General features: G+C 37.3%; 19 protein-coding genes, 3 tRNA genes, 3 rRNA genes, 1 other RNA gene, 2 pseudogenes and 2 riboswitches. Of the genes and pseudogenes, 27 read left to right on the forward strand and 1 reads right to left on the reverse strand.

Annotated elements, in window-relative coordinates; all coding sequences use genetic code 11:
* From TTHE_RS00245 to TTHE_RS00360, 26 genes and pseudogenes are all read left to right on the forward strand, one after another.
* A tRNA-Ser gene (locus TTHE_RS00245) sits at positions 1-94 on the forward strand.
* 137 nt (positions 95-231) lie between these two features.
* Positions 232-497: signal recognition particle sRNA large type (gene ffs, locus TTHE_RS13840), an RNA gene on the forward strand.
* 258 nt (positions 498-755) lie between these two features.
* Positions 756-2,039 carry an IS110 family RNA-guided transposase gene (locus TTHE_RS00250; protein ID WP_013296619.1) on the forward strand — a complete coding sequence of 428 codons (1,284 nt, stop codon included), beginning with the start codon at positions 756-758 and terminating at the stop codon, positions 2,037-2,039.
* A gap of 527 nt (positions 2,040-2,566) precedes the next feature.
* Positions 2,567-4,456: an HD domain-containing phosphohydrolase gene (locus TTHE_RS00260; RefSeq protein WP_013296620.1), complete on the forward strand. Its 1,890-nt coding sequence runs from the start codon at positions 2,567-2,569 to the stop codon at positions 4,454-4,456.
* Positions 4,457-4,514: 58 nt separating this feature from the next.
* Complete coding sequence (gene dnaX / locus TTHE_RS00265; protein WP_013296621.1) at positions 4,515-6,116, forward strand: DNA polymerase III subunit gamma/tau; 1,602 nt, start codon at positions 4,515-4,517, stop codon at positions 6,114-6,116.
* Positions 6,117-6,189: 73 nt separating this feature from the next.
* Complete coding sequence (locus tag TTHE_RS00270; protein WP_013296622.1) at positions 6,190-6,525, forward strand: YbaB/EbfC family nucleoid-associated protein; 336 nt, start codon at positions 6,190-6,192, stop codon at positions 6,523-6,525.
* 13 nt (positions 6,526-6,538) lie between these two features.
* Positions 6,539-7,138 (forward strand): recombination mediator RecR, encoded by a 600-nt coding sequence (gene recR / locus TTHE_RS00275; RefSeq protein ID WP_013296623.1) that lies wholly within the window; start codon positions 6,539-6,541, stop codon positions 7,136-7,138.
* A gap of 300 nt (positions 7,139-7,438) precedes the next feature.
* Positions 7,439-7,542, forward strand: a riboswitch (SAM riboswitch).
* A gap of 63 nt (positions 7,543-7,605) precedes the next feature.
* On the forward strand, positions 7,606-8,217 hold the full coding sequence (locus TTHE_RS14465; protein WP_231292683.1) for a homoserine dehydrogenase: 612 nt from the start codon (positions 7,606-7,608) through the stop codon (positions 8,215-8,217).
* Positions 8,165-8,395: a hypothetical protein gene (locus TTHE_RS14470; RefSeq protein WP_269207936.1), complete on the forward strand. Its 231-nt coding sequence runs from the start codon at positions 8,165-8,167 to the stop codon at positions 8,393-8,395. Before TTHE_RS14465 ends, TTHE_RS14470 begins: the two co-directional genes overlap by 53 nt.
* A pseudogene (locus TTHE_RS14755) lies at positions 8,341-8,490 on the forward strand (homoserine dehydrogenase); the annotation flags it as partial. The gene TTHE_RS14470 and the pseudogene TTHE_RS14755, both read left to right, overlap by 55 nt.
* Before the next feature lie 24 nt (positions 8,491-8,514).
* Entirely contained in the window at positions 8,515-8,901 is a 387-nt protein-coding gene (locus TTHE_RS14475; RefSeq protein ID WP_231292685.1) for a hypothetical protein, read from the forward strand.
* A 70-nt stretch (positions 8,902-8,971) separates the two neighbouring features.
* Positions 8,972-9,032, forward strand: a riboswitch (Fluoride riboswitch).
* Between the two features lie 57 nt (positions 9,033-9,089).
* Positions 9,090-9,491 carry a fluoride efflux transporter CrcB gene (crcB, locus tag TTHE_RS00285; protein ID WP_013296624.1) on the forward strand — a complete coding sequence of 134 codons (402 nt, stop codon included), beginning with the start codon at positions 9,090-9,092 and terminating at the stop codon, positions 9,489-9,491.
* A complete protein-coding gene (gene crcB, locus TTHE_RS00290; protein ID WP_013296625.1) occupies positions 9,491-9,862 on the forward strand; it encodes a fluoride efflux transporter CrcB in 372 nt (123 codons plus the stop codon). The genes crcB (TTHE_RS00285) and crcB (TTHE_RS00290) overlap by 1 nt, the downstream gene beginning before the upstream one ends.
* 43 nt (positions 9,863-9,905) lie before the next feature.
* The gene (locus TTHE_RS00295; protein ID WP_013296626.1) at positions 9,906-11,078 is read left to right on the forward strand and encodes an HD-GYP domain-containing protein; all 1,173 of its coding nucleotides are present in this window, start codon (positions 9,906-9,908) and stop codon (positions 11,076-11,078) included.
* Positions 11,079-11,126: 48 nt separating this feature from the next.
* Positions 11,127-11,393 carry a DUF2508 family protein gene (locus TTHE_RS00300; protein WP_013296627.1) on the forward strand — a complete coding sequence of 89 codons (267 nt, stop codon included), beginning with the start codon at positions 11,127-11,129 and terminating at the stop codon, positions 11,391-11,393.
* Between the two features lie 52 nt (positions 11,394-11,445).
* Entirely contained in the window at positions 11,446-11,718 is a 273-nt protein-coding gene (locus TTHE_RS00305) for a pro-sigmaK processing inhibitor BofA family protein (RefSeq protein ID WP_013296628.1), read from the forward strand.
* Between the two features lie 85 nt (positions 11,719-11,803).
* Positions 11,804-12,052, forward strand: coding sequence for a DUF1657 domain-containing protein (locus tag TTHE_RS00310; protein WP_013296629.1), 249 nt, complete (start codon positions 11,804-11,806; stop codon positions 12,050-12,052).
* A 349-nt stretch (positions 12,053-12,401) separates the two neighbouring features.
* Positions 12,402-13,917: ribosomal RNA gene (locus tag TTHE_RS00315) — 16S ribosomal RNA — on the forward strand.
* 329 nt (positions 13,918-14,246) lie between these two features.
* Positions 14,247-17,220 (forward strand): 23S ribosomal RNA (locus tag TTHE_RS00320).
* A 280-nt stretch (positions 17,221-17,500) separates the two neighbouring features.
* Positions 17,501-17,609 (forward strand): 5S ribosomal RNA (gene rrf, locus TTHE_RS00325).
* Together the 16S, 23S and 5S rRNA genes with 2 tRNA genes alongside form the textbook arrangement of a ribosomal RNA operon.
* Positions 17,610-17,618: 9 nt before the next feature.
* Positions 17,619-17,693 (forward strand) — tRNA-Asn (locus tag TTHE_RS00330).
* 26 nt (positions 17,694-17,719) lie between these two features.
* A tRNA-Gly gene (locus TTHE_RS00335) sits at positions 17,720-17,794 on the forward strand.
* Positions 17,795-18,279: 485 nt separating this feature from the next.
* Positions 18,280-19,017, forward strand: a complete 738-nt coding sequence (gene ymfI / locus TTHE_RS00345; RefSeq protein ID WP_013296630.1) for an elongation factor P 5-aminopentanone reductase — start codon at positions 18,280-18,282, stop codon at positions 19,015-19,017.
* A 253-nt stretch (positions 19,018-19,270) separates the two neighbouring features.
* Complete coding sequence (locus TTHE_RS00350) at positions 19,271-20,305, forward strand: nucleotidyltransferase family protein (protein ID WP_013296631.1); 1,035 nt, start codon at positions 19,271-19,273, stop codon at positions 20,303-20,305.
* 14 nt (positions 20,306-20,319) lie between these two features.
* Positions 20,320-21,495 (forward strand): glycosyltransferase family 4 protein, encoded by a 1,176-nt coding sequence (locus TTHE_RS00355; RefSeq protein ID WP_013296632.1) that lies wholly within the window; start codon positions 20,320-20,322, stop codon positions 21,493-21,495.
* Between the two features lie 17 nt (positions 21,496-21,512).
* On the forward strand, positions 21,513-22,544 hold the full coding sequence (locus TTHE_RS00360) for a glycosyl transferase (RefSeq protein WP_013296633.1): 1,032 nt from the start codon (positions 21,513-21,515) through the stop codon (positions 22,542-22,544).
* Between the two features lies 1 nt (position 22,545).
* On the opposite strand, the gene TTHE_RS00365 is transcribed toward TTHE_RS00360, so the two are convergent.
* Entirely contained in the window at positions 22,546-23,271 is a 726-nt protein-coding gene (locus tag TTHE_RS00365) for a pseudouridine synthase (protein WP_013296634.1), read from the reverse strand.
* A 285-nt stretch (positions 23,272-23,556) separates the two neighbouring features.
* Between TTHE_RS00365 and TTHE_RS00370 the strand changes: the two are divergent.
* Positions 23,557-25,244: pseudogene (locus tag TTHE_RS00370) on the forward strand (pyruvate formate lyase family protein); the annotation flags it as partial.
* Positions 25,245-25,289 lie beyond the last annotated feature (45 nt).

A 25,289-nucleotide genomic window follows, 5' to 3' on the forward strand; every position in this document is an offset into this window, starting at 1 on the left:
GGAGAGATGGCTGAGCTGGTCTAAGGCGCACGACTGGAAATCGTGTGTACCCACAAAATGGGTACCGAGGGTTCGAATCCCTCTCTCTCCGCCATAAAACACATATCCCATCTTAATCCATAACATCCATTAAAAATCTCAATCAAAATGTTGATTTTTACATATAGACGATGTATAATAAACTTTGTATTGCGCAAAATAATGTCGTAAGTTAATAAATGACTTACATGGCCGTACTAGATGGGGAGGTAGCGGTGCCCTGTAACCTGCAATCCGCTATAGCAGGGTCGAATTCCCGAGCCGAGGCATGATTACTGTAAGGCTGGCGTAAGTAAGTGATTATGATATTCAAGTCCTCCGCAATGGAAATTTGTGAACCCCGCCAGGTCCGGAAGGAAGCAACGGTAAGCAAATACTTTCATGTGCCGGGGGAGTGCTTGAATGGAGTTAACTGCTTATGTAACGCTTATGGTAACATGACAGAGTCGGGTGTGCGGCCTTTTATTATTACCTTTGATTATTAAAAAAATTTAATACTTATTAGTAAAGTATAATACACAAAAAATATTCTGATATTTAAAATTTGTGTAAAGTTTTTTTTATATTGTCGAAAATATTAATAGTGATTTTAACTGCTTAGGGAGCATTCCTGTAATAAAGAAATATAAGATTTGAAATAAAAAGTACCTCCTGATAAAATACAAGATGTCGATTGTTCATGAACACGACTCTCAAATAACAAGGAGGTACCTAATATGAAGTATAACCAAAATTTAAAGATATTGCAAATAACAGAAAAGACATTAATTGTAGGTGTAGACATTGCTAAAGAGATACATCACGCTAGAGCTTTCGATTTCAGAGGAATAGAATACGGTAAGCGTATTGAATTTAGCAATGACATTGATGGAATGAAAAGATTTTTAAAATGGGCTGCAGATATTATGAATAAAAGCAACAAAGAGCATCTGATGGTTGGCATGGAACCAACAGGCCATTATTGGCTCTGCTTTGCACAGTTTCTTAGAGATAAGAACCATAAGGTGGTACTGGTAAATCCATTCCATGTAAAGAGAAGTAAGGAATTTGATGATAACTCGCCAACTAAAAATGACAGGAAAGACCCTAAGACAATTGCAATGCTAGTTAAAGATGGAAGATATGTTGAACCTAATATACCTGAGGGTATATACAGCGAACTTAGAATTGCAGTGGACATAAGAGAGATGCTTACAAAGGATTTAAACAAGATAAAGAACCGAGTTGCAAGATGGCTTGATATATACTTTCCTGAGTTTAATAAAGTTTTTGCAGATTGGGAAGGGAAAGCAGCACTGATAACGTTAAAAGAATTTCCAACGCCTGCAAAGATATTAGGTATTGGAGCTGAGGAAATACTTGCAGCTTGGAAAAAGGAAATTAATCGTGCTGTAGGTGCAAAGAGGGTTTTAAAGCTTATAGAAGCTGCCAGTCAAAGTGTTGGTAAAAGAGATGGCATTGAGATGGCAGAGATAGAGATAAAAATTATACTTGAACAGTACGAAATGCTTGTAAAACAGTTAAAAAAAATAGAAAGCAAAATAGAAGAACTTTTCATGCAAGTACCTGGTGCTAATGAAATGCTAAGTATAAAAGGTGTAGGAGTAATAACAGCAGCAATATTTATTGCTGAAGTTGGCGATATAACAAGATATGAGCATCCAAAACAAATACAGAAGCTTGCGGGTTACAATCTGGTAGAGAATAGTTCAGGACAGCATAAAGGGCAAACCACCATAAGCAAAAGAGGAAGAAGGAGGCTAAGAAGTGCTCTATACAAAATGATAATGCCAATACTTGCAAACAATAAAGAATTTCAGGAATTACACAAATACTACACCACAAGAAAAGAAAACCCGCTTAAAAAGAAACAGTCAATGATAGTTTTATGCTGCAAGCTAATCAGAGTATTTTTTGTCATACTGAAAAAAGGAGTAAAATACAACGGAAATAAGATGTTAAGAGATATAAAAAGACCAGAGATTAGGAATGCTGCATAAATTGCACCGCTGTGGTGATGATACACCGCAGTCCCTCGTCAGTCAAGGGCAAGGACCACGTCTCAGCTTTGCTGCGTTTCACTTCACAAAGCTGACCCTTGACAGCCTCGCTCCTGCGATGGTTTGGATAATTAAGCGGTGCTAAAAATAAAGCAAATAAAGATTTAAAACTCAATTTAAAAATTCGAAGATTGACAAAGAGAGCCGGAATTGTCAGGTTGGTAATTTCACCATAAGGGCTTAAGACCCAGCAAGGGAGCATAACTGACATCCACCTCATGTAAGGCAGAACGAAGGAATTAAGGACAAAGATCCTGTGAGACATGGGAGGGTATGCCACATGAGCTTAAGTGGAATTCATAGGCCAAAATATGGAAAAACAACAGAAGCTTATTTGGGATACCTATCATATGTAAAATTAATGAATAAATAGCATTAATATACATGAGGGCTCCTTTGAAGATCATGAAAATTTGAGAATGAGTGAGATATTAAAAGAAAATCAAAGATTATAGAGGGAGGTATTTATGTTTAAAAGTTATCGCAGCCGATTGTTTGCAATAATATTTGGAGTTTCGGTTTTTGTGTACCTTCTTTCATTTGTACACATTATAAAAGGGATTGGAAATAACATATTTACATCTATTTTAATTTTGCTTATTTCAGTTTTTATAGCAATGAGAGAATCTAAATACATGTCATATCCTCTGGAAAAATTAAATGAATGTGTTAAAAGAATTACAAATGGTGAATACGATTATAATATTGATATAGATGTAACAGAAGAATTTGCAGAGTTATCAAAAAATTTTAATAAAATGTCTTCTAAGTTAAAGTCGAATTATGAAGAACTAAAAAAAGAATCTCAGGAGTTAATTAAAAAGAATAATGAATTGCAAGACCTGTATATGGAACTTGAAGCGTCATATGAGCAGATGGAGGCTGTTACAAATGAACTTGAAGCATCAGAATCAAGGTATAGAACATTGGTGGATAATATGTCGGATATTCTTTGGTTTACCGACAAAGAGTACAATGTAGAATTCATAAATAACAGATCTTTAAAATTTTTAGATTATTTACCTGATGAAATGATAGGTAAAAAAATTTTTGAATACATTGATGATGATAAAAAATTAATGGAAGATTTAATGACCGGAAAAATAAATATGTCAGAAATAAAATTCAAAAAAAGAGACGGCTCAACAATTTTGACTGAGACTAGAGTCAAGCTAGTGAAAAATAGTGAAGATGAATTGCTGGGAATTCAAGGATTGTCTAGAGATATAACAGATTATTGCAATGCAAAAAAGGAGATACTGGAGAGAAATAGGCAGATTCTTGCTATAGGAAATGTGACACAATTGTTGACTAAAAATTTAGAGCCCCATGATATACTTTATTCTATAGCAGAAAAAATATCAACAATACTGTCTTCTCCATTGTGTACCATAAGAACTGTCAATGAATCAGGAAAATTGGAGCTTATGGTGGCAGCAGGGGAGTTAAAAGATATGCCTCTTTTAAAAGAGCTATCTTTAACAAGTGATGAAAATGTTAAGCTTCTTGTATCAAAGGAAATTACGATTTTAGATGCGAATAAATTTCCAGCAGATTACGTTTTGTTAAAAAGGCTTAAACAGCTAAATGTCAAGAATATAATTTCTGTTCCGCTAATATCGAAAGACAAGGCTGTAGGAACATTAAACATATTAACGACATCAAGATTAGCAAATGATATAAGCTTATTGCGATCTGTTGCTGATAGCGTATCTATTGCTATAGAAAATGCCAATCTCTACGATAATCTAAGAAATTGGTATCTAAGGGCAATTGATGCGCTGGCGTATGCGGTTGAAGCAAAAGACAGATATACTAAGGGACACTCTTTGAGAGTTTCAAAATATGCAGCAATTATAGGCGAAAGTATGGGGCTTCCAAAAGATGAAATAGAGAAGTTAAAAATTGCTGGCATATTACATGATATAGGTAAAATTGGAATATCAGATAAAATACTCACAAAACCTGGAAAACTTACAAAAGAAGAGTATGATAAGATTAAACAGCATCCTAGCATATCGAGGAAAATTTTGGAGCCTATAGGGCTTTCGAAAGATATAATAGATGGAATCGAGAAGCACCATGAAAGGTACGACGGAAAAGGCTATCCCTTTGGGCTTGATGATGATAACATACCATTGATTGCTGCGATACTGTGTGTTGCAGATTCATTTGATGCAATGACATCTGATAGATCATACAGAAAAGGGATGCCTTTTGACGAAGCCGTAAATGAATTATTAAAGTATAAAGGGACACAATTCAATCCGCGGGTGGTAGATAGTGTAATATCTATATACATGAGAGACAGAAAAAAGATTGAGAGAATCAAAAGAGAAATTGAGATAGCTAACTAAAAAGGATATAGAAAAGTATCCTTTTTTTTGTTACAATTAAGTAAATGAGGTGTTTTTTATGTATCAGTCGTTATACAGGAAATACAGACCTCGAAATTTTAGTGAGGTTTTAGGGCAGAATCATATTGTTAGAACGTTAAAAAATCAGATAAAGACAGGAAGAATAGGACACGCTTATCTTTTTTGTGGGACTAGAGGTACAGGTAAAACCAGTGTTGCTAAGATTTTCGCAAAAGCAGTCAATTGTCCTAACAGTGTAGAAGGTGAGCCTTGCAATAGATGCCAAATATGTGAATCTGCAAACAACAATTCCCTTATAGATATAATAGAGATAGATGCAGCATCAAATAACAGCGTTGATGATGTAAGAGAATTGAGGGACAATATAATATATGCACCATCAATATGTAAGTACAAAGTGTATATTATCGATGAGGTTCACATGCTGTCAGGAAGTGCTTTTAATGCGCTTTTAAAAACGTTGGAGGAGCCGCCATCACATGCTATATTTATATTGGCAACTACAGAGCCAAATAAGATACCGGCTACTATTTTGTCAAGGTGTCAGAGATTTGATTTTAAAAGGATACCATCAAAGGTTATTTCACAAAATATAGGGAAAATTGCCAAAGACAGCAATATAAACATAGAGAATAGAGCTATTGCGATGATTGCCCGGCATGGAAATGGCTCTATGAGAGATGCTATAAGCATACTTGAACAGTGTGTGTCATACAATGATGTTTTAACGTATGATGATGTATGTGACATTCTTGGTACTGTAAATGATGATACATTATATACTCTTGTAAAAAGAATAAATGATAGAAACGCAAAGGAAGTCATAAACCAGATAGATAAATTGATGCTTTATGGCATAGATGTAAGCAACTTGATCAAAGCGATGTTGTCATTTTTGAGGGACATTGTTATTTACAAAACATGCGGTACAGAGTCTGAAGAAATACTAGAAACAGAGATAAATGATAAAATATTGAAGGCGTCGGAATTTGATATGTCGTTTTTGTCTAACGCTATAGAAAAGTTGATCGATTTACAAGGAAAAATTAGATACGCGCAATCACCAAGAATATTATTTGAAATAACAGTATTGAAGCTTATGAATCCTGAAATATCACCTGATATAGACAGCATTTTAGATAGGATTAAGAAACTTGAAAATAGATTGAATAACGTTAAAGTAGCATTTAATGGGGAAAATGATGCTGGTATTATATCTAAAAAAGATGTGGTAAAATCCGAAAAGGGTGTTCAAAATGATAAAGTTGCTGCAGATGAAATAAAAAAAGAGCACATAGAAATTACTGAAAGTGCAGATAAAAGCGGTAAAATCGATGCAAATGAAGTCTTTAATAAAGCACTGAATATAATAAAAAAAGATAGGCCGATGATTTTTTCTTTTTTGAGCTTAGGCAAACCGTATTTGAAAGACGGTAATTTTATGATAGAATATCCAAAGGAGCATGAATTCTACAAAGATGAACTGAATAAAGTTGAAAATAAAGATTATATTAAAGATGTTATTAAGAAATTGACTGGAATAGATTATATAGTGAACGTGGTAGTCAAAAAAAATGAAAATGACGAGTTGATTGAAGCAGTAAAAAAATATTTTGGCGATGTAGAAATTATAGATTAATTTATCACTACCCAGCCAAAATCAGCATATAAATAGGAAGAGAGTAGTAAAATATTAATAGGAGGTATTGTGGATGGCAAAAGGAGGATTTCCTGGCGGTTTTAACATGAATAACATGATAAAACAAGCACAGCAGATGCAAGAGCAAATGAAGAAAATGCAGGAAGAGCTTGAAAACAAGACGGTTGAAGAGTCTGCAGGCGGTGGAGCTGTAAAAGTGGTAGCTAATGGAAGAAAAGAGTTGATCAGTATAAAGATTGATCCTGCCGTTGTTGATAAGGACGATGTGGAGATGCTGGAAGACCTAGTCTTAGCAGCAGTAAATCAGGCTTTAAGAAGTGCTGAACGCATGATTGCAGAGGAAATGGGAAAAATTACAGGAGGTTTTAATATACCAGGCTTATTTTGAGGTGAATTAATTGATGAATGTTTATTCGAGGTCATTGTCAAGGCTGATAGATGAATTATCAAGACTTCCAGGTATTGGACGAAAAACAGCACAGAGACTTGCATTTTACATCTTGGATATGCCGAAAGATGACGTTATTAATTTATCTAATGCTATATTGGAGGCAAAAAACAATTTGAAATACTGCAACAAGTGTTATAATTTCACTGATAGCGATTTATGCAATATCTGTAGCGATGAAACCAGAGATTCATCTACTATTTGTGTGGTATCTGATCCGAAAGATGTAGTAGCTATGGAGAAAACAAGGGAGTATCGTGGTTTATACCATGTGCTGCATGGTGTAATATCACCCATGGACGGTATAGGACCAGAAGATATAAAGATAAAAGAATTGCTAGAAAGGATTAATAATAACGACATAAAGGAGATTATATTAGCGACAAATCCCGATATAGAAGGCGAAGCGACTGCTATGTACATTGCAAAACTTATAAAACCTTTTGGCATAAAAGTGACGAGGATAGCACATGGTGTACCTGTTGGTGGTGACCTCGAATATACTGATTCTGTTACTTTATCGAGGGCATTGGAAGGTAGAAGGGAAATGTAAATTTCTTGTAATTATTGTTAAACAAAAATAAATTCGTATCAAAGTAAAAAAAGTTGTGTCAAAGAAAATAAAGTTGTATCATAGAATCATGGTCAGAGGGAAAGAAAAGGCTCCTTCAAGCCATGATTTTTTGTTCAGAATCAAGGAAATAATAATTAAGGAATATTGCTGAACGCTTTTTTAATCAACTTACAAGGAGAATTTTAAAATACAAAGTACCAGAATTAAAAGAATGCTTGACTATAATAGTATAAAGTGATAATATATTCATTAATAAATTTAAAAGAGAATATTGAAAGCCTCTTATCAAGAGTGGTGGAGGGACTGGCCCGATGAAACCCGGCAACCGGCATTTATATGCGTTTGGTGCCAAATCCTGCAGGAAAAAACCTGAGAGATGAGAGGAGCGGCGTATTTTGGCCCTCTTCTCATTGAAGAGGGCCAAAAATTTTTAGGAGGTATGTCACATGGAATTTAAGATTGGTTTGTTGGGGTTTGGAACAGTAGGGAGCGGAGTCTATAAAATAGTTACATCAAGAAAACAGCATATAAAACAAAAAACGGGATTTTATCCTGAAATAAAAAAAATACTTGTGAAGCATCCTGATAAACCGAGAAATGTTAATGGTATAGATGAAATACTAACAACTGATGCTAACGAAATCTTGTGTGATAGCGAAATAAGTGCAATAATTGAAGTAATGGGAGGAATTGATCCTGCTTACGATTACGTGAAAAAGGCGTTAATTTCTAAGAAGCATGTTATTACTGCAAACAAAGAATTAATAGCAAAATATGGAGACGAGCTAAGAAAAATGGCAGAGGAAAACGGCGTATTTTTAAAATTTGAGGCAAGTGTTGCTGGAGCAATACCTGTTATACATCAGATTGAAAGACTCAAAATAACCGATGAAATAAATTTTGTTGGAGGAATAATAAACGGTACGACAAACTACATATTGACACAGATAATAGAAAAGGGAATGAAATATGATGAGGCACTTGCAGCCGCTCAAAAGCGAGGGTATGCGGAAAAGCAATCCGGATTACGATATAAAAGGATTCGATGCTCTGTATAAGCTTGTGATTCTCATAAAAAAAGCATTTGATGTTGATGTTTCTGTTAATTCAATAATGAGATATGGTATAAATGAAATAAAGTATGACGATATATATATTATGCTGGAAAATGGGGATATAAAATTAAACCATTTGCATGGGCTAAATACGAGAAGGGAAATGTCTATGCGAGTGTAGAGCCTATACTAATAGAAGCTAACAATATTTTAGCAAGTGTTGGTAATGTAAACAATGCTGTTATACTGAGAGGAGATCATTTTAAAGAATTTATTTTTATTGGAAAAGGTGCAGGACAAATGCCTACAGGGGATTCAGTTGTTGCAGATTTAATTGATATACTATTGAATTACGGCATTAAAGCAAATCATACGGCAAAACATATTTCAGCTTTTAACGGTAGTTTTACAGATGTATTTTATATAAGATTTAAACCATCTTACAAGTGCAATATAAAAAATATTTTAAAAATTTTTACTGATAATGGTGCTTCATTTAATGAGTCTGTTTATGATGGCAGTACTTATGCAGCAGTTTTCAAGCTTTTTGATAATGATATAAACAGGTTTATAGAAAGTTTAGAAAACAAAAAAATGTGTATAATAGAAAGTCTCTTCAAGGTGTTGTATAACGGAAATGAAGAGGATATTAGACATGTTAATACAATAGAAAGTGAAGTTATATAAAAAATTAGGCAAAATATAATGTATATCATTATGAAATATTTACTTTGAAAACAAATCTGTGATATAATTGTTGTTGTAAGGTGATGGAGCTCACCTTTAAATGCGTCGAAGCTGATGGCTCCTATTGGGTATACTAACTCAATAGGAGCTTATTTATTACTATCTTATGAAAATGGAGGGCAATTTTCATGGAATACATCTATATAGGAATTGGCGGTTTTTTCGGTGCGATTTTGAGATATATAGTTTCGAGCTATTATCAAAGTATATTGCATACTGTATTTCCGATTGAGACTTTCTTTATAAATATTTTTGGATCATTTTTATTAAGCTATATATCGAATTTGACACTTGAAGAATTTAAGGTTAATTTTAATATTAGATTGGCAATTACGACTGGGTTCATCGGTGCCTTTACTACATTTTCAACATTCACTAAAGAAACCATGGATTTATTAAGAAATGGAAGAATTGCAGTAGCTTTGATATATGTATTGCTGTCGATATTGGTTGGATTTATCATGTCATTTATAGGGTTTGAATTGGGAGATAAAACAGCAAAAATATTACAAGGACGTGAAGAAAATTGATGTCAAATATTTTGTTAGTAGGTCTTGGAGGAGTTTTCGGTGCAATTTTAAGGTATGAGATATCTAGGCATATTAAGGAAAACAGAGAATTTATTGTGCCTATTGAAACATTTGTAATCAATGTATTAGGTGCATTTCTCTTGAATGTTTTGTCAAACCCTAAGATTGTACATTTTTTTGATAATGATGTTAGATTGTTTATTATGACAGGATTTATAGGAGCATTTACCACTTATTCTACCTTTTCACATGAAACAATATACCTTCTTCGCCAAAAGCACTATGTACACGCTTTTTTGTACTCTGCTTCCACCGTCATTGTTGGTCTTATCGGAGCTTATTTAGGATATTATATTGGAAATCTATTTTAAATATTGTATTATAATATTGATGATACGAGAAGGGAGGGTTCTTTTGTTATTAGATTATTTTAAATTACTGTCAGCGCTATCGCTATCACTTGACATCCTTGAGAGAAGAAATTTTGGGCATGCTCGCAAAGTTGCATATGTTGCCATAAGATTGACAAGAAATTTAAATGTAAAAAGAGATGAAGAGTATAAAATATTTTATTCTGCTTTTCTTCATGACATAGGCAAAAGCGACGTATATGAAGATTTTATTTCAAATAACACATGGATGCATTCATTGCGAGGAAGCGATATGGTAAAAGATATGCCGAGAGGACATGAATTTTGTGAGATCATAAAGTATCATCATGAAAACTGGGATGGAAGCGGATATTTTCATATTAATGGAGATTCTATACCATTTGAAGCTCAGATAATATATTTGGCAGATCAGTTTGATGTGAAATACAATACAGTGTCTGTGAAAATGAATGAATACGAGACAAGAAAACATATAGAAAAATGGTTAAATGATGAATCAGGGAAATCGTTCAACCCAATAATTGTAAACGCATTAAAAGATCTAATGAAACAGGAAAAGTTCTGGCTCGACTATGAACATTATGACACGTTTGATGTTTTAAGACCTTATATATCTAATGAAACAATGATAGTTGACATAGATGATCTAAGCAAAATTGCACGGGTATTTTCGAATATAATTGATAACAAAAGCCACTTTACTTACAAGCATTCAAAAGGCATATCAGAAGTTGCATATAAAGCAGCTTTGATATCGGGGTATGACGAGATGACGGCAAAAAAGGTAAGAATTGCTGGACTTTTGCATGACTTAGGGAAGTTGGCTATCCCAAATGAAATACTAGATAAACCAGATAAATTAACCGAAGAAGAATTTATGATAATAAAATCCCATACATATTATACTAAGAAAATATTAATGGAAATAGGTGGCATTGATGATATAGCAGAGTGGGCTGCAAATCATCATGAAAAATTAGATGGTTCTGGATATCCTGAAGGACTTACTGGAGAAGACCTTGATGAAATTTCAAGGCTTATGGCGGTATGCGATATGTACCAAGCTCTGACAGAAGATAGGCCGTATAGAGCCGGCATGTCCCATATTGAAGCTGTTAATATCATCTATAAACTTGTCAAATTAAATAAAATAGATGGAGGATCTCTTGAAATAATAAAAGAAGTTGAATTATAGGTATACTCATCCATATTGCTGTCAACAATATGGATGAGGAGGTATTTCATGGGCTCACTATATAACATTTTTAAGGAAATTTCTGCTACAAAAGAAGAAAAAAATAACGAAAATGATGTTTTGATAAATGAAGTACAAAATACGATGAGGCAACTTAAGGATGCAGAAATATATTTTCAAAACGTCACAGATCCAGACTTGATAGATCAGGCAATATACAATCTTGAATCTCTTAGAAAAAAATACACATATTTATTGAAAAAAGCTAAAGAAAACGGAGTTAATTTTGACAATTTCAGTTCACTTATATCATAATTTGTCCCCCTCTTAATATAATAATCATAGGATGTATTAAGGGGGAATTTTTATGAATTTAAGCATTGAATATAATATAATCATAGCATACGTTGTTGGGCTCTTTTTATTGTACATATTAGGTTGGCTATTAGTTGTGCCGAGAAAATTTTTATTAAGGCTTATATTAAATGGTATAATAGGAGCATTAGTTTTGTTTTTTATAAATATGGCCGGCAAATCATTTGGGATATACGTTGGTATAAATCCGATAACTGCGCTGATTGTCGGATTTTTGGGGATACCAGGAGTGATTTTGCTTATTGTATTGCAATATATTGTGTAGTAAAAATTTCAAATAATTATAAGTGTAAATAGCCTCCTAAATTGAAATAATATAAGAGGTAATACTTTTTAAGGAGGTTATAAAGATGACTGTAAAAAGTGATATTGAAAAAGCTGTTGCTGCAGCACAGTCGGCACTTGGTACTTACGCTCAGTTTGCCAGTGCAACAGATGATCCAGCAGCGAAACAGATGTTTCAGCAAATGCAACAAGATATGCAAAGGCATGTCAACATGCTTAATAACAGGTTAAACTATATAAATTCAAATAACAAGCTAAATCAACAGCAACAGGCAACACAGCAAGTTCAAAATATACTATCAAATAAAAAATAATTGTAAGAGGCATCTGATGATGCCTCGAAAATTTTACATAAAATTAACATAAAACGAGAAAAAAACAAGCAATTATAAGATAATCAAACATAAAATTGATTATTGACCTATAAAAGAGTGATAAACATGTTGCAATATATATTTAAAATGTGATATAGTTATATACGCAAATTAGTTGATATAAGCATTAAAGATTGGCAAACAATATTACCAAAACAAACCAGCGAAAAGAATGTTGACAGAGAGAAATAAATGTGGTAATATAGACAATGTCGCTTGACGCGAGGTTGGACCTTGAAAACCGAACAGTGAGATAAAGCCAGTAAGAGTAAGAAGAGTAAAAGGATATAAACATGAGAGTTTGATCCTGGCTCAGGACGAACGCTGGCGGCGTGCCTAACACATGCAAGTCGAGCGAAGGGAGTACTACGGTACGAACTTAGCGGCGGACGGGTGAGTAACGCGTGGACAATCTACCCTGTAGACTGGGATAACACCTCGAAAGGGGTGCTAATACCGGATAATGTCGAGAAGCGGCATCGCTTTTCGAAGAAAGGAGAGAATCCGCTATAGGAGGAGTCCGCGTCCCATTAGCTAGTTGGTGAGGGTAACGGCCCACCAAGGCGACGATGGGTAGCCGGCCTGAGAGGGTGAACGGCCACACTGGAACTGAGACACGGTCCAGACTCCTACGGGAGGCAGCAGTGGGGAATATTGTGCAATGGGGGAAACCCTGACACAGCGACGCCGCGTGAGTGAAGAAGGCCTTCGGGTCGTAAAGCTCAATAGTATGGGAAGAAAGAAATGACGGTACCATACGAAAGCCCCGGCTAACTACGTGCCAGCAGCCGCGGTAATACGTAGGGGGCGAGCGTTGTCCGGAATTACTGGGCGTAAAGAGCACGTAGGCGGCTATAAAAGTCAGATGTGAAAAACCTGGGCTCAACCGAGGGTATGCATCTGAAACTAAATAGCTTGAGTCAAGGAGAGGAGAGCGGAATTCCTGGTGTAGCGGTGAAATGCGTAGAGATCAGGAAGAATACCAGTGGCGAAAGCGGCTCTCTGGACTTGAACTGACGCTGAGGTGCGAAAGCGTGGGGAGCAAACAGGATTAGATACCCTGGTAGTCCACGCCGTAAACGATGGATACTAGGTGTGGGTTAGTATAATCCGTGCCGGAGTTAACGCAATAAGTATCCCGCCTGGGGAGTACGGCCGCAAGGTTGAAACTCAAAGGAATTGACGGGGGCCCGCACAAGCAGCGGAGCATGTGGTTTAATTCGAAGCAACGCGAAGAACCTTACCAGGGCTTGACATCCACAGAATCGAGTAGAAATACTTGAGTGCCTCGTAAGAGGAGCTGTGAGACAGGTGGTGCATGGTTGTCGTCAGCTCGTGTCGTGAGATGTTGGGTTAAGTCCCGCAACGAGCGCAACCCCTGTTGGTAGTTACCAGCGTAAAGACGGGGACTCTACCGAGACTGCCGTGGATAACACGGAGGAAGGCGGGGATGACGTCAAATCATCATGCCCTTTATGCCCTGGGCTACACACGTGCTACAATGGCCTGAACAGAGGGCAGCGAAGGAGCGATCCGGAGCGAATCCCAGAAAACAGGTCCCAGTTCAGATTGCAGGCTGCAACCCGCCTGCATGAAGACGGAGTTGCTAGTAATCGCGGATCAGCATGCCGCGGTGAATACGTTCCCGGGCCTTGTACACACCGCCCGTCACACCACGAGAGTTTACAACACCCGAAGTCAGTGACCTAACCGAAAGGGAGGAGCTGCCGAAGGTGGGGTAAATGATTGGGGTGAAGTCGTAACAAGGTAGCCGTATCGGAAGGTGCGGCTGGATCACCTCCTTTCTAAGGAGCAAATCCTACAATAAGTAAAAAAGCGAATTGTAATTATTAAGAGAGAGACGATTAATTGCGCTTTCGTAATATACTAGGCGAGTGAAGCGCAGTGAGGCGTATGAGCGAAAGCGAAAGCCGTCACAACGCATAGACGGCGTTAGCCGAACAAGCGCAAGGAGCCTAAAGTATATAGAAAGCACAATTTGTCGAACGATAATAATTACAATGAGCATATCTCACTGTTCAGTTTTGAGGGTTAAACCTCAAAGTGAACCTTGAAAACTGCACAATGCTGAAAAAAGGGTAACGAGAAAAACGAGTTACAAGAAACCAAAAGAGGTCAAGTTACAAAGGGCGTATGGTGGATGCCCAGGCACTTAGAGCCGAAGAAGGACGCAGCGAGCGGCGAAACGCTCCGGGGAGTCGCAAGCAGACGTAGATCCGGAGATTTCCGAATGGGGAAACCCGCTTAAGGTAATACTTAAGCATCCCATGGTGAACACATAGCCATGGGAGGGGAAACCGCGTGAACTGAAACATCTAAGTAGCGCGAGGAGAAGAAAGAAAACAGGGCCTCCCAGCGGAGAGACTCCGCTGGGAAGGTAGTGTCGATTTCCTAAGTAGCGGCGAGCGAAAAGGAAAGAGCCCAAACCATCACCGCAGGTGATGGGGTTTAGGACCACGAGAAGGTATAAAGAGCGAAGCCGAACAGACCTGGGAAGGCAGGCCAAAGAAGGTGAAAGCCCTGTAGGCGTAAGCGAAAATATACCGAGTGGGATCCAGAGTACCACAGGATAGGCAACCCGGTGGGAAGACGGGAGGACCATCTCCCAAGGCTAAATACTCCTAAGTGACCGATAGCGCAAAGTACCGTGAGGGAAAGGTGAAAAGAACCCCGGGAGGGGAGTGAAAGAGAACCTGAAACCATATGTCCACAAGCAGTGGAAGTCCGGCACTCAACTGAACATGTTAGAGAGAAGAAAAAAAGAACTAGCGTGTCCAGTTGAGAGCCGGACGACCACGTACTTTTTGTAGAACGGACCGGCGAGTTATAGATATGCAGCGAGGTTAAGCGAAAGCGGAGCCGAAGCGAAAGCGAGTCTTAAGAGGGCGAAAGTTGCATATCATAGACCCGAAACCGTGCGACCTACCCATGATCAGGGTGAAGCCGGAGTAAGATCTGGTGGAGGCCCGAACCACGTTGACGTTGAAAAGTCATGGGATGAATTGTGGGTAGCGGAGAAATTCCAATCGAGCTCGGAGATAGCTGGTTCTCCCCGAAATAGCTTTAGGGCTAGCCTCAGGGGTGAAAATATGGAGGTAGAGCACTGAATGGACTAGGGGCCAAAAAGGTTACCGAACCCTATCAAACTCCGAATGCCATATTGAGAACCCTGGGAGTCAGACTACGAGTGATAAGATCCGTGGTCAAAAGGGAAACAGCCCAGACCGACAGCTAAGGTCCCAAAGAGCATGTTAAGTGGAAAAGGAAGTAGGATTTCCAAGACAACCAGGATGTTGGCTTAGAAGCAGCCATACATTCAAAGAGTGCGTAATAGCTCACTGGTCGAGAAATCCCGCGCCGAAAATAAACGGGGCTAAAACATGCCACCGAAGCTACGGATTCTGTATGAATGGTAGGGGAGCGTACTGTACAGGGCGAAGGATAAGCGGAAGCGAATCTGGACAGTACAGTAGAGAGAATGCCGGTATAAGTAACGAGAGTAAGGCGAGAAACCTTACCGTCGAAAGCCTAAGGTTTCCTGGGGAAGGATAATCCGCCCAGGGTAAGTCGGGACCTAAGCCGAGGCGAAAGCGTAGGCGATGGACAACCGGTAATAAATCCGGTACCACCGAAATCCGTCATAAGAGAAGCAAGGACGCAGCGAGATAAGAAAAGCGTGCGGTTGGTAGAGCACGTCCAAGCAGCGACGAAGAGAGCTTTGAGTGAAGTACCAAAGCTCATAAGAGCTGTGAAGGGGAGCCGAAAGGCGAAGTTTCGAAGGGGCTGCCAAGAAAAGTTGCTATCGAGGATAGAGGTGCCCGTACCAGAAACCGACACAGGTAGGCGAGGAGAGAATCCAAAGACGAGCGGGAGAACCCTCATTAAGGAACTCGGCAAAAAGACTCCGTAACTTCGGGAGAAGGAGTGCCGAAAGGCCGCAGAGAAGAGGCCCAAGCGACTGTTTACCAAAAACACAGGTTTCTGCTAAGTCGAAAGACGAAGTATAGGAGCTGACGCCTGCCCGGTGCTGGAAGGTTAAGGGGAAGGGTCAGGAGGAAATCCAAAGCTCTGAACTTAAGCCCCAGTAAACGGCGGCCGTAACTATAACGGTCCTAAGGTAGCGAAATTCCTTGTCGGGTAAGTTCCGACCTGCACGAAAGGCGTAACGACTTGGGCGCTGTCTTGATGGGGGACCCGGTGAAATTGTAGTACTCGTGAAGATGCGAGTTACCCGCGACAGGACAGAAAGACCCCATGGAGCTTTACTGCAGCTTGTCACTGAATTTTAGTAATATCTGTACAGGATAGGTGGGAGGCGGAGAAAGATGGGCGCAAGCCTATCTGGAGCCGACGTTGGGATACCACCCTGATATTACCGAAATTCTAACATAGGAGCCGTAAGCCGGCATATGGACACTGACAGGCGGGCAGTTTGACTGGGGCGGTCGCCTCCCAAAGAGTAACGGAGGCGTCCAAAGGTTACCTCAGCGCGGAAGGAAATCGCGCGTAAGAGTGCAAAGGCAGAAGGTAGCCTAACTGCGAGAAAGACAATTCGAGCAGGGACGAAAGTCGGGCTTAGTGATCCGGCGGTAGAGAATGGGATTGCCGTCGCTCAACGGATAAAAGCTACCCTGGGGATAACAGGCTGATCTCCCCCAAGAGTCCACATCGACGGGGAGGTTTGGCACCTCGATGTCGGCTCATCGCATCCTGGGGCTGAAGTAGGTCCCAAGGGTTGGGCTGTTCGCCCATTAAAGCGGTACGCGAGCTGGGTTCAGAACGTCGTGAGACAGTTCGGTCCCTATCCGTCGCGGGCGTAGGAAATTTGAGAGGAACTGCCCTTAGTACGAGAGGACCGGGGTGGACAAACCGATGGTGTACCAGTTGCGAAGCCATTCGCACAGCTGGGTAGCCAAGTTTGGAAGGGATAAACGCTGAAAGCATCTAAGCGTGAAACCCACCTCAAGAAAAGATTTCCCATCCGAAAGGAGTAAGACACCTTGGAGAAGACGAGGTAGATAGGCCGGAGGTGTAAGAGTAGAAATACTTTGAGCTGACCGGTACTAATAAGTCGAGGACTTGACCAAAGAAGCATTGTGCAGTATTCAAAGTTCATTTAAAAGCATATAGCGAAAAATATTATCACCGTTCACAAATTGTGTTTTCTATATACTAACGGCTCACTACGTTAGCTCGGCTAAAGCCGTCTATGCGTTGTGACGGCTTTTAACGCCTCACCGCACTGCGTTCGCCGAGTATATAACGAAAACGCAATTAATAGTTCACTTGTGATAATATTTTTCGAAAAAAGTATTTATTAGATAAGATTTTTTCGAAAGATGTAAAAGGACAAATGAACAAAAGATTTCCGGTGGCAATAGCGGAGGTTAAAAACCCGTTCCCATTCCGAACACGGAAGTGAAGCCCTCCAGCGCCGATGGTACTGATTACTCGGGAGAGTAGGTCGCTGCCGGAATTAAAATATTCCTCAGTAGCTCAATGGTGGAGCAACCGGCTGTTAACCGGTAGGTTGTAGGTTCGAGCCCTACCTGAGGAGCCATTTTTGTATTTAAAAAAGAATATTTTGCGGATGTGGCTCAGTGGTAGAGCATCGGCTTCCCAAGCCGAGGATCGCGGGTTCGAATCCCGTCATCCGCTCCAAATAGACTTGTAAAGATTTCGCTTGCGCGAAGTCTTTTTTATTTTTATGCATTAATAAAGACAAGATATAATATAATGATATTAGAAACGTATAATTTTAGGGGGCTTACCTATGGATGTCTATGATGTATCACTGATACCTCTTATAATTGGTTTGGTTGAGGTGGTAAAACAAATTGGATTACCAAAAAAGTATTCTGCCTTAGTATAACTAGTTTTTGGAATAGCTCTCGGAATATTGTACATAGCTCCAGGAGATACATTGAAAGGTATATTGCTGGGTACTGCTATGGGCCTTGGTGCATCAGGACTTTACAGTACGACTAAAAATACAGTAGAAGCTATCAAAAAATGATTAAAAAATTAAAGGTGTATATTTGTTTCATACACCATATTTTTATATGATATTGATTTTTGCTTTGTATTTGTATAACCTATTTATTAGTAAATATTTTTTATTTTTGGCTATATGAAAGGATGTTTTTATGTTTAATGGAAAGGTCATAGTAGTGACTGGAGGTTCAGGTGGCATTGGTTCTTTTATATGTAAAAAACTTGCAGAATTAGGCGGATGTGTTGCAATTCATTATAACAGCGACTATGAGAGTGCCAATAATTTAAGAAGGCACATAAAAGAAGAATTAGGTTATGCAGATATATTTAAAGCGGATATAAGCAACAGATCAGAAGTGGAAATGATGATGAAAGATATCTTTGATAAATTTGGGCGGATAGATTATCTGGTTAATAATGCTGGTATTTCACAGATAAAACCTTTTATGGACATAACAGAGGACGAATGGAAACATATGATGGATATAAATTTAGGTGGAGCATTTAACTGTACACAAAGTGCTTTAAAATATATGCTAAAGAATAAAAAAGGTGCTATTGTAAATATTTCATCAATGTGGGGAATATATGGCGCATCATGTGAAGTACATTATTCGGCTGCAAAAGGTGGTATTATAGCTTTTACTAAGGCGTTGGCAAAAGAATTAGGACCATCAAATATCCGTGTCAATTGCGTAGCACCAGGAGTCATTGATACGAAAATGAACAGGAAATTATCGGTTGATATAATTGAGGATTTAGCATCAAGGACGTCTCTTGAAAGGCTAGGAACTCCAGATGAAGTTGCCAAAGCTGTATCTTTTTTATTGTCTGATGAATCTTCATTTATAACAGGACAAGTTTTAACAGTTGATGGAGGATTCATTTAAAACATAAAGCCTAGTCAGTTTCTTTCACTTTCGATTTTATAGTTATTAATTAAACATTTACATAAATAATTAACACTCTTGACATATGGAATTTATAGGATTATAATTTTAATTGTTAGCAGCCGTTCAGTTAGAGTGCTAATATCAAACATAATACAATATCATCACATTTAGCACACATTATGTTATACTCTATAACACATTTATAAATTCTAAATTTTAAAAACTAAATAGAGATAAAGGAGGAATTCGAATGAAAGCTTTATTGCTAGCGGGAGGATTAGGGACAAGACTAAGACCTCTAACAAATTTTCTTCCTAAACCTATGGTACCCATAATGGGAAAGCCTTTGTTAGAGTCAACCATTTTAAGATTAAAGCATCAAGGTGTAGATGAAGTAGTTATAAGTACATGTTATAAATCGAATCATATAGAAAAATATTTTGGAGATGGTGAAAAATTAGGCGTAAAAGTCTCTTATATTAAAGAAGATATACCTCTTGGTACAGGCGGTGCTATAAAAAATGCAGAAGATTTTTTTGATGATACTTTTATAGTTCTCAATTCAGATATCATTTGTGATTTGAACATTAAAAATCTTGTAGAATACCATAAGTCAAAAAATGCTTTAGCTACGATTGCTATGACTAAAGTTGAAGATCCGTCTCAATACGGTGTAATTGAATATGACGATAATGATTTCATTACGGCATTTAAGGAGAAGCCGAAACCATATGAGACAAATTCTAAATGGATAAACGCCGGAATATATGTGTTTGAGCCTGAGCTATTAAGCGAAATTCCAAAAGATGAAGTTGTGTCGATAGAGAGGGATACATATCCCAAACTTCTTTCAAAAGGATGCAGCATGGCTGCATATAGGTATGATGGATACTGGATAGATATAGGTACTATTGAAAAATATAAAAGAGTTCACTTTGATATTTTTGAAGATAATTGTAAATTCGTTGATGTGAGAGATTATAATTTTAAACGCAAAACTACTATGATAGACCCTTCAGCAAAGATAGTAGAACCAATTTTTATAGGGAACAATGTGAAAATAGATGCAAAAGCAAATATTGGACCATACGTTGTTATAGGTGACAATACTCACATAGGATCTAACAGCATAATAAGGCATAGCATCATATGGGACAATGTGAAAATTAACAAAAATGTAAATTTAATAAATGCAGTTGTTGCCTCAAATAGCATTATTGATGGAATGAGAAAGATTGTAGATGAAGTTTATGCTAATAATTTTAATGATTATGCAGTAAGTTGATAGAGGTGATGGAAATGGTGAAGAATAAAGAGATAAAAATAGCATTTTTAAGTACATTTCCTCCTAGAGAATGTGGTATAGCAACATTTACTCAAGATTTAGTAAATGAACTTAAAGATATTAAAATAATAAACGAGCCAAAGGTAATTGCTATAAATGATAGAGAATATGATTACGACGATGATGTTATTTATGAATTGCAGCAGCATGACAGGAATAGTTATATAAAATTAGCTGAAAAATTGAATGATTCTTCAATTGACTTATTAGTAATTGAGCATGAGTACGGGATATATGGTGGAGAATGGGGCGAGTACATCCTTGATCTGATAAATAATTTGAAGATACCTTATGTTGTAACGCTTCACACTATATTATCAGAGCCATTAGATAAGCAGAAGTATATTTTGCAAGAATTGTGTAAGAAAAGCAAAAGAGTCGTCACTATGGCCAAAAATACAATTCCACTACTTTTAAATGTGTACGGTGTTGATGAGAAAAAGATAGCCGTTTTGCCCCATGGTGTTCCGAATCTGCCTACATTGTCAAGTGAAAGTTTGAGAAAGAAGTATAATATAGACGATAAATTTGTTGTTAGCACTTTTGGACTCATAAGTCCCGGCAAAGGATTAGAATATGGCATAGAAGCAATTGCAAAGGTAAAAGAAGAACATCCTGATATACTGTACCTTATTCTTGGACAGACGCATCCTAACATAGTCAAGTCTGATGGTGAAGTTTATAGAGATTTTCTAATAAGGCGTGTCAATGAACTTAATTTAAACGATAATGTAAAGTTTGTTAATAAATATTTAACAAAGAGAGAGATTGTAGAATATTTAAAACTTTCAGATGTGTATATGACACCGTACATTGGAAGAGAACAGGCTGTAAGTGGGACACTGGCATATGCCGCAGGGCTAGGAAAACTAGTAGTTTCGACGCCGTACAAATATGCTGAAGAAATTTTAAGCGATGGCAGAGGATTATTGGCTAATTTTAAAGATCCAGATTCTATAGCGAAATGTATAAAGTTTGCCATAGAAAACCCTCACAAGAGACAACTTATGGAGGAGAAAATGAAGGTTTATGGAAAGTCAATGATGTGGGATAATGTTGCACTAGAATATGTTGAGATGTTTTTGAGAATATTTGAAGATTTAGAAGATGATGCCAAAGAAGCAGTATAAACAGGAGGAGACATTATATGAATGGTAAAAGTTTGTTTAATCATTTGTTTATACTGACAGACGATACAGGAATGATGCAACATTCAATTGGTTCTACTCCTAATCCTAAGTATGGCTATACAACAGATGATAATGCAAGGGCAATAATAGCTTCTGCCATGATGTACGAAATGTACAAAGAAGAAAAATTCCTAAATTTGATTAAGAGGTACTTATCTTTCCTAATGTATGCTCAGGATGAAGATGGGTATTTCAGAAATTTCATGACATATGATAGAAAATTCATTGACGATGATTTTTCTGAAGACTGTTTCGGCAGATGCATGTGGGCACTTGGATACTTATTGGATTCTCCTTTAGATGATAGGATTAAGTTATCTGCTTTAAAGATGATTGAGAAATCACTACCTATTATTGATGATTTAAAATATATTAGAGGAAAAGCATATACTCTTATAGGGCTTTATCACATTTATAATGCAGAAAACAAATTTAAAAAAGATTTTATTAAAGGCAAAATAGTGAACTTGACCAATGACATTATTAAATGGTACGAAAAAAATTCAAATGATGATTGGAAATGGTTTGAAGGTACTGTATCATATGATAATGGAATTATTCCATTATCACTTTTAAAATCTTTTATTGTCTTAAAAGACGAAAAAATTCTAGATATAGCATTAGAAAGTTTAGAATTTTTGGACTCTATATGCTTTAGAAATGGCTATTTTAAAGCTGTCGGTTGCAAAGGATGGTATGAAAGAGGTAAAAACATAGCAGAGTTTGATGAGCAGCCTGTAGAAGCATATACGATGGCTCTTATGTATATAGATGCGTACAATGTTACAGGAAATGAAAAATACAGAGAAAGAGCATTAGCTTGCGATGATTGGTTTTATGGCAAAAATTCAAAAGGAGTAAGCTTGTACGATGAATCAAGTGGCGGCTGCAGTGATGCTATAACAGATTATGGAGTGAATTCAAATGAAGGAGCTGAAAGCCTTATTTCAATTATAATTTCCCATTGTGCCACTAGTGAATTAAAATGATTTATTCGACAGACAATAAGAGCAGCTTTAACTCGTTATCTGTTAATTCTCTCCATTCCCCTTCTTTTAAATTTTCATCTAGATTAAGATATCCCATGGAAAGCCTTTTTAGATAAATAACCTTTGAGCCAAGTGATTCAAACATCCTTTTTATTTGATGATATTTTCCTTCTTTGATTGACACGTAAACTTTTGATATACTACCTGATGATATTATTTCTAAATAAGCAGGCATAGTCTTATAACCATCATCTAAAACGATGCCGTTTGAAAACAATGAAATATCATCTTCATCAATAAATCCAGAAATCTCTGCGTAATATTTTTTATACACATGCTTTTTTGGTGATAGCAATTTATGGGCTAGTATACCGTCATTTGTAAGAAGAAGTAGTCCTTCCGTGTCTTTGTCAAGTCTTCCTGCAGGGAAGACTTTTCTTGCTTTAATATCATCTGGCAAAAGATCTAGTACAGTTTTTTCTGACGGATCATAAGTAGCGCTAATGACACCTCTTGGTTTGTTCATCATTATGTATATATATTTTCTATAAAATATTTTTTCATCGTTAAATATAATGTCATCTTTATCAGTTTCGATGATTAGCCCGGGATCATTGACAGTTCTGCCGTTTACGGTTACAAGACCTTCTTTTATGAAGCCTTTTACTTCTTTCCTAGTTCCAAACCCCGTATTTGATAGAAGCTTATCAATTCGCATCTTTGCCATTTCAATTCCCCCATATACTTTGACAGGATTTCTTTATAAATTATATCCTAAATGTAGAAAAATAAAAGAGTAAAATGTGATATATGTCATATTTTTTAATTTTAGACAATGATAAAATACAAATGATGAAAATATAATAAATTTTCTGAAGTGTATACAGTATATTGACTACAAAAGACAAAGCAGTTATAATTAAACCATAATAAATAATAAATTTTAGGGGGTATAAAAGTGATTAATGAGTGGCGCGGTTTTCAGGATGGCAAGTGGCAAAAAAACATTGATGTGCAGGATTTTATTCAGAGAAACTACACGTTATATGAAGGCGATGACAGCTTTTTAGAAGGTCCTACAGAAAAGACTACTAAACTATGGAATAAAGTTCTTGAACTTATGAGGGAGGAACTAGAAAAGGGTGTACTTGATATTGATACAAAAACTGTTTCATCTATAACATCCCATGATGCTGGATATATAGATAAAGACCTTGAGGAGATAGTTGGACTTCAAACAGATAAACCTCTTAAAAGAGCAATAATGCCGTATGGCGGTATAAGGATGGTTAAAAAAGCTTGTGAAGCATACGGATATAAGGTTGATCCTGCTGTCGAGGAGATATTTACAAAGTACAGGAAAACCCACAATGACGGTGTATTTGATGCATATACTCCGGAAATAAGGGCTGCTAGGCATGCAGGGATAATCACAGGACTTCCAGATGCGTATGGCAGAGGAAGAATCATAGGCGATTACAGAAGAGTTGCACTTTATGGAATTGATAGACTCATCGAAGAAAAGGAAAAAGAAAAGCTTGAGCTTGATTACGATGAATTTGATGAAGCTACAATAAGGCTGAGAGAAGAACTGACAGAACAGATAAAAGCATTAAACGAAATGAAAGAGATGGCTTTAAAGTACGGGTATGACATATCAAAGCCTGCAAAAAATGCAAAAGAAGCTGTTCAATGGACGTATTTCGCTTTCCTTGCAGCTATAAAAGAGCAAAATGGTGCTGCTATGTCGCTTGGAAGAGTATCTACTTTTCTTGACATATATATTGAAAGAGATCTTAAAGAAGGAACGTTGACAGAAAGGCAAGCACAGGAATTGATGGATCATTTCGTGATGAAATTGAGAATGGTGAGGTTTTTAAGGACTCCAGATTATAACGAACTTTTTAGTGGTGATCCTGTTTGGGTGACTGAGTCTATAGGCGGTGTAGGAGTAGATGGAAGGCCTCTGGTTACTAAAAATTCGTTTAGGATATTAATACTCTCTACAATTTAGGTCCTGCTCCTGAGCCGAATTTGACGGTTCTTTGGTCAAAAAGACTTCCGGAAAACTTTAAAAAATTCTGTGCTAAAGTATCAATAGACACGAGTTCAATACAGTACGAGAATGACGACTTGATGAGGCCTATCTACAATGACGACTACAGCATTGCGTGCTGTGTTTCTGCAATGAAGACAGGTGAACAGATGCAATTCTTTGGCGCAAGGGCGAATCTTGCGAAGGCATTGCTGTATGCAATAAATGGCGGTATCGATGAAAGGTACAAGACTCAAGTAGCGCCAAAATTCAATCCGATAACATCAGAGTATCTAGATTTTGACGAAGTCATGGCAGCATACGACAACATGCTGGAGTGGCTGGCTAAAGTGTATGTAAAAGCTATGAATATAATACACTATATGCATGACAAGTATGCATACGAAAGATCGCTTATGGCCCTACATGATAGGGACATTGTAAGGACGATGGCATTTGGAATAGCTGGGCTGTCTGTTGCGGCAGATTCATTAAGTGCGATAAAATATGCAAAAGTGAAAGCTATAAGAGATGAGAATGGCATAGCTGTAGATTATGAAGTTGAAGGGGATTTTCCTAAGTTCGGAAATGATGACGACAGAGTAGACTCCATTGCTGCTGATATTGTAGAGAGATTTATGAATAAACTTAAGAAACACAAGACCTACAGAAATTCTATACCAACATTATCTGTTTTAACAATAACGTCA

This window comes from Thermoanaerobacterium thermosaccharolyticum DSM 571 (assembly GCF_000145615.1).
In the GTDB taxonomy this organism is placed as follows: Bacteria; Bacillota; Thermoanaerobacteria; order Thermoanaerobacterales; family Thermoanaerobacteraceae; genus Thermoanaerobacterium; species Thermoanaerobacterium thermosaccharolyticum.

What these genes read in the sequence shown, in the direction of transcription:
- crcB (WP_013296625.1), top strand. Translation starts at nt 9,491, where the DNA reads ATGTCAAATATTTTGTTAGTAGGTCTTGGAGGAGTTTTCGGTGCAATT.
- recR (WP_013296623.1), top strand. Translation starts at nt 6,539, where the DNA reads ATGAATGTTTATTCGAGGTCATTGTCAAGGCTGATAGATGAATTATCA.
- TTHE_RS00300 (WP_013296627.1), top strand. Translation starts at nt 11,127, where the DNA reads ATGGGCTCACTATATAACATTTTTAAGGAAATTTCTGCTACAAAAGAA.
- TTHE_RS00305 (WP_013296628.1), top strand. Translation starts at nt 11,446, where the DNA reads ATGAATTTAAGCATTGAATATAATATAATCATAGCATACGTTGTTGGG.
- TTHE_RS14465 (WP_231292683.1), top strand. Translation starts at nt 7,606, where the DNA reads ATGGAATTTAAGATTGGTTTGTTGGGGTTTGGAACAGTAGGGAGCGGA.
- TTHE_RS00260 (WP_013296620.1), top strand. Translation starts at nt 2,567, where the DNA reads ATGTTTAAAAGTTATCGCAGCCGATTGTTTGCAATAATATTTGGAGTT.
- TTHE_RS00365 (WP_013296634.1), bottom strand. Translation starts at nt 23,271, where the DNA reads ATGGCAAAGATGCGAATTGATAAGCTTCTATCAAATACGGGGTTTGGA.
- TTHE_RS14470 (WP_269207936.1), top strand. Translation starts at nt 8,165, where the DNA reads ATGCGGAAAAGCAATCCGGATTACGATATAAAAGGATTCGATGCTCTG.
- ymfI (WP_013296630.1), top strand. Translation starts at nt 18,280, where the DNA reads ATGTTTAATGGAAAGGTCATAGTAGTGACTGGAGGTTCAGGTGGCATT.
- TTHE_RS00355 (WP_013296632.1), top strand. Translation starts at nt 20,320, where the DNA reads ATGGTGAAGAATAAAGAGATAAAAATAGCATTTTTAAGTACATTTCCT.
- crcB (WP_013296624.1), top strand. Translation starts at nt 9,090, where the DNA reads ATGGAATACATCTATATAGGAATTGGCGGTTTTTTCGGTGCGATTTTG.
- TTHE_RS00250 (WP_013296619.1), top strand. Translation starts at nt 756, where the DNA reads ATGAAGTATAACCAAAATTTAAAGATATTGCAAATAACAGAAAAGACA.
- TTHE_RS00350 (WP_013296631.1), top strand. Translation starts at nt 19,271, where the DNA reads ATGAAAGCTTTATTGCTAGCGGGAGGATTAGGGACAAGACTAAGACCT.
- TTHE_RS00270 (WP_013296622.1), top strand. Translation starts at nt 6,190, where the DNA reads ATGGCAAAAGGAGGATTTCCTGGCGGTTTTAACATGAATAACATGATA.
- TTHE_RS00310 (WP_013296629.1), top strand. Translation starts at nt 11,804, where the DNA reads ATGACTGTAAAAAGTGATATTGAAAAAGCTGTTGCTGCAGCACAGTCG.
- TTHE_RS00360 (WP_013296633.1), top strand. Translation starts at nt 21,513, where the DNA reads ATGAATGGTAAAAGTTTGTTTAATCATTTGTTTATACTGACAGACGAT.
- dnaX (WP_013296621.1), top strand. Translation starts at nt 4,515, where the DNA reads ATGTATCAGTCGTTATACAGGAAATACAGACCTCGAAATTTTAGTGAG.
- TTHE_RS14475 (WP_231292685.1), top strand. Translation starts at nt 8,515, where the DNA reads ATGCCTACAGGGGATTCAGTTGTTGCAGATTTAATTGATATACTATTG.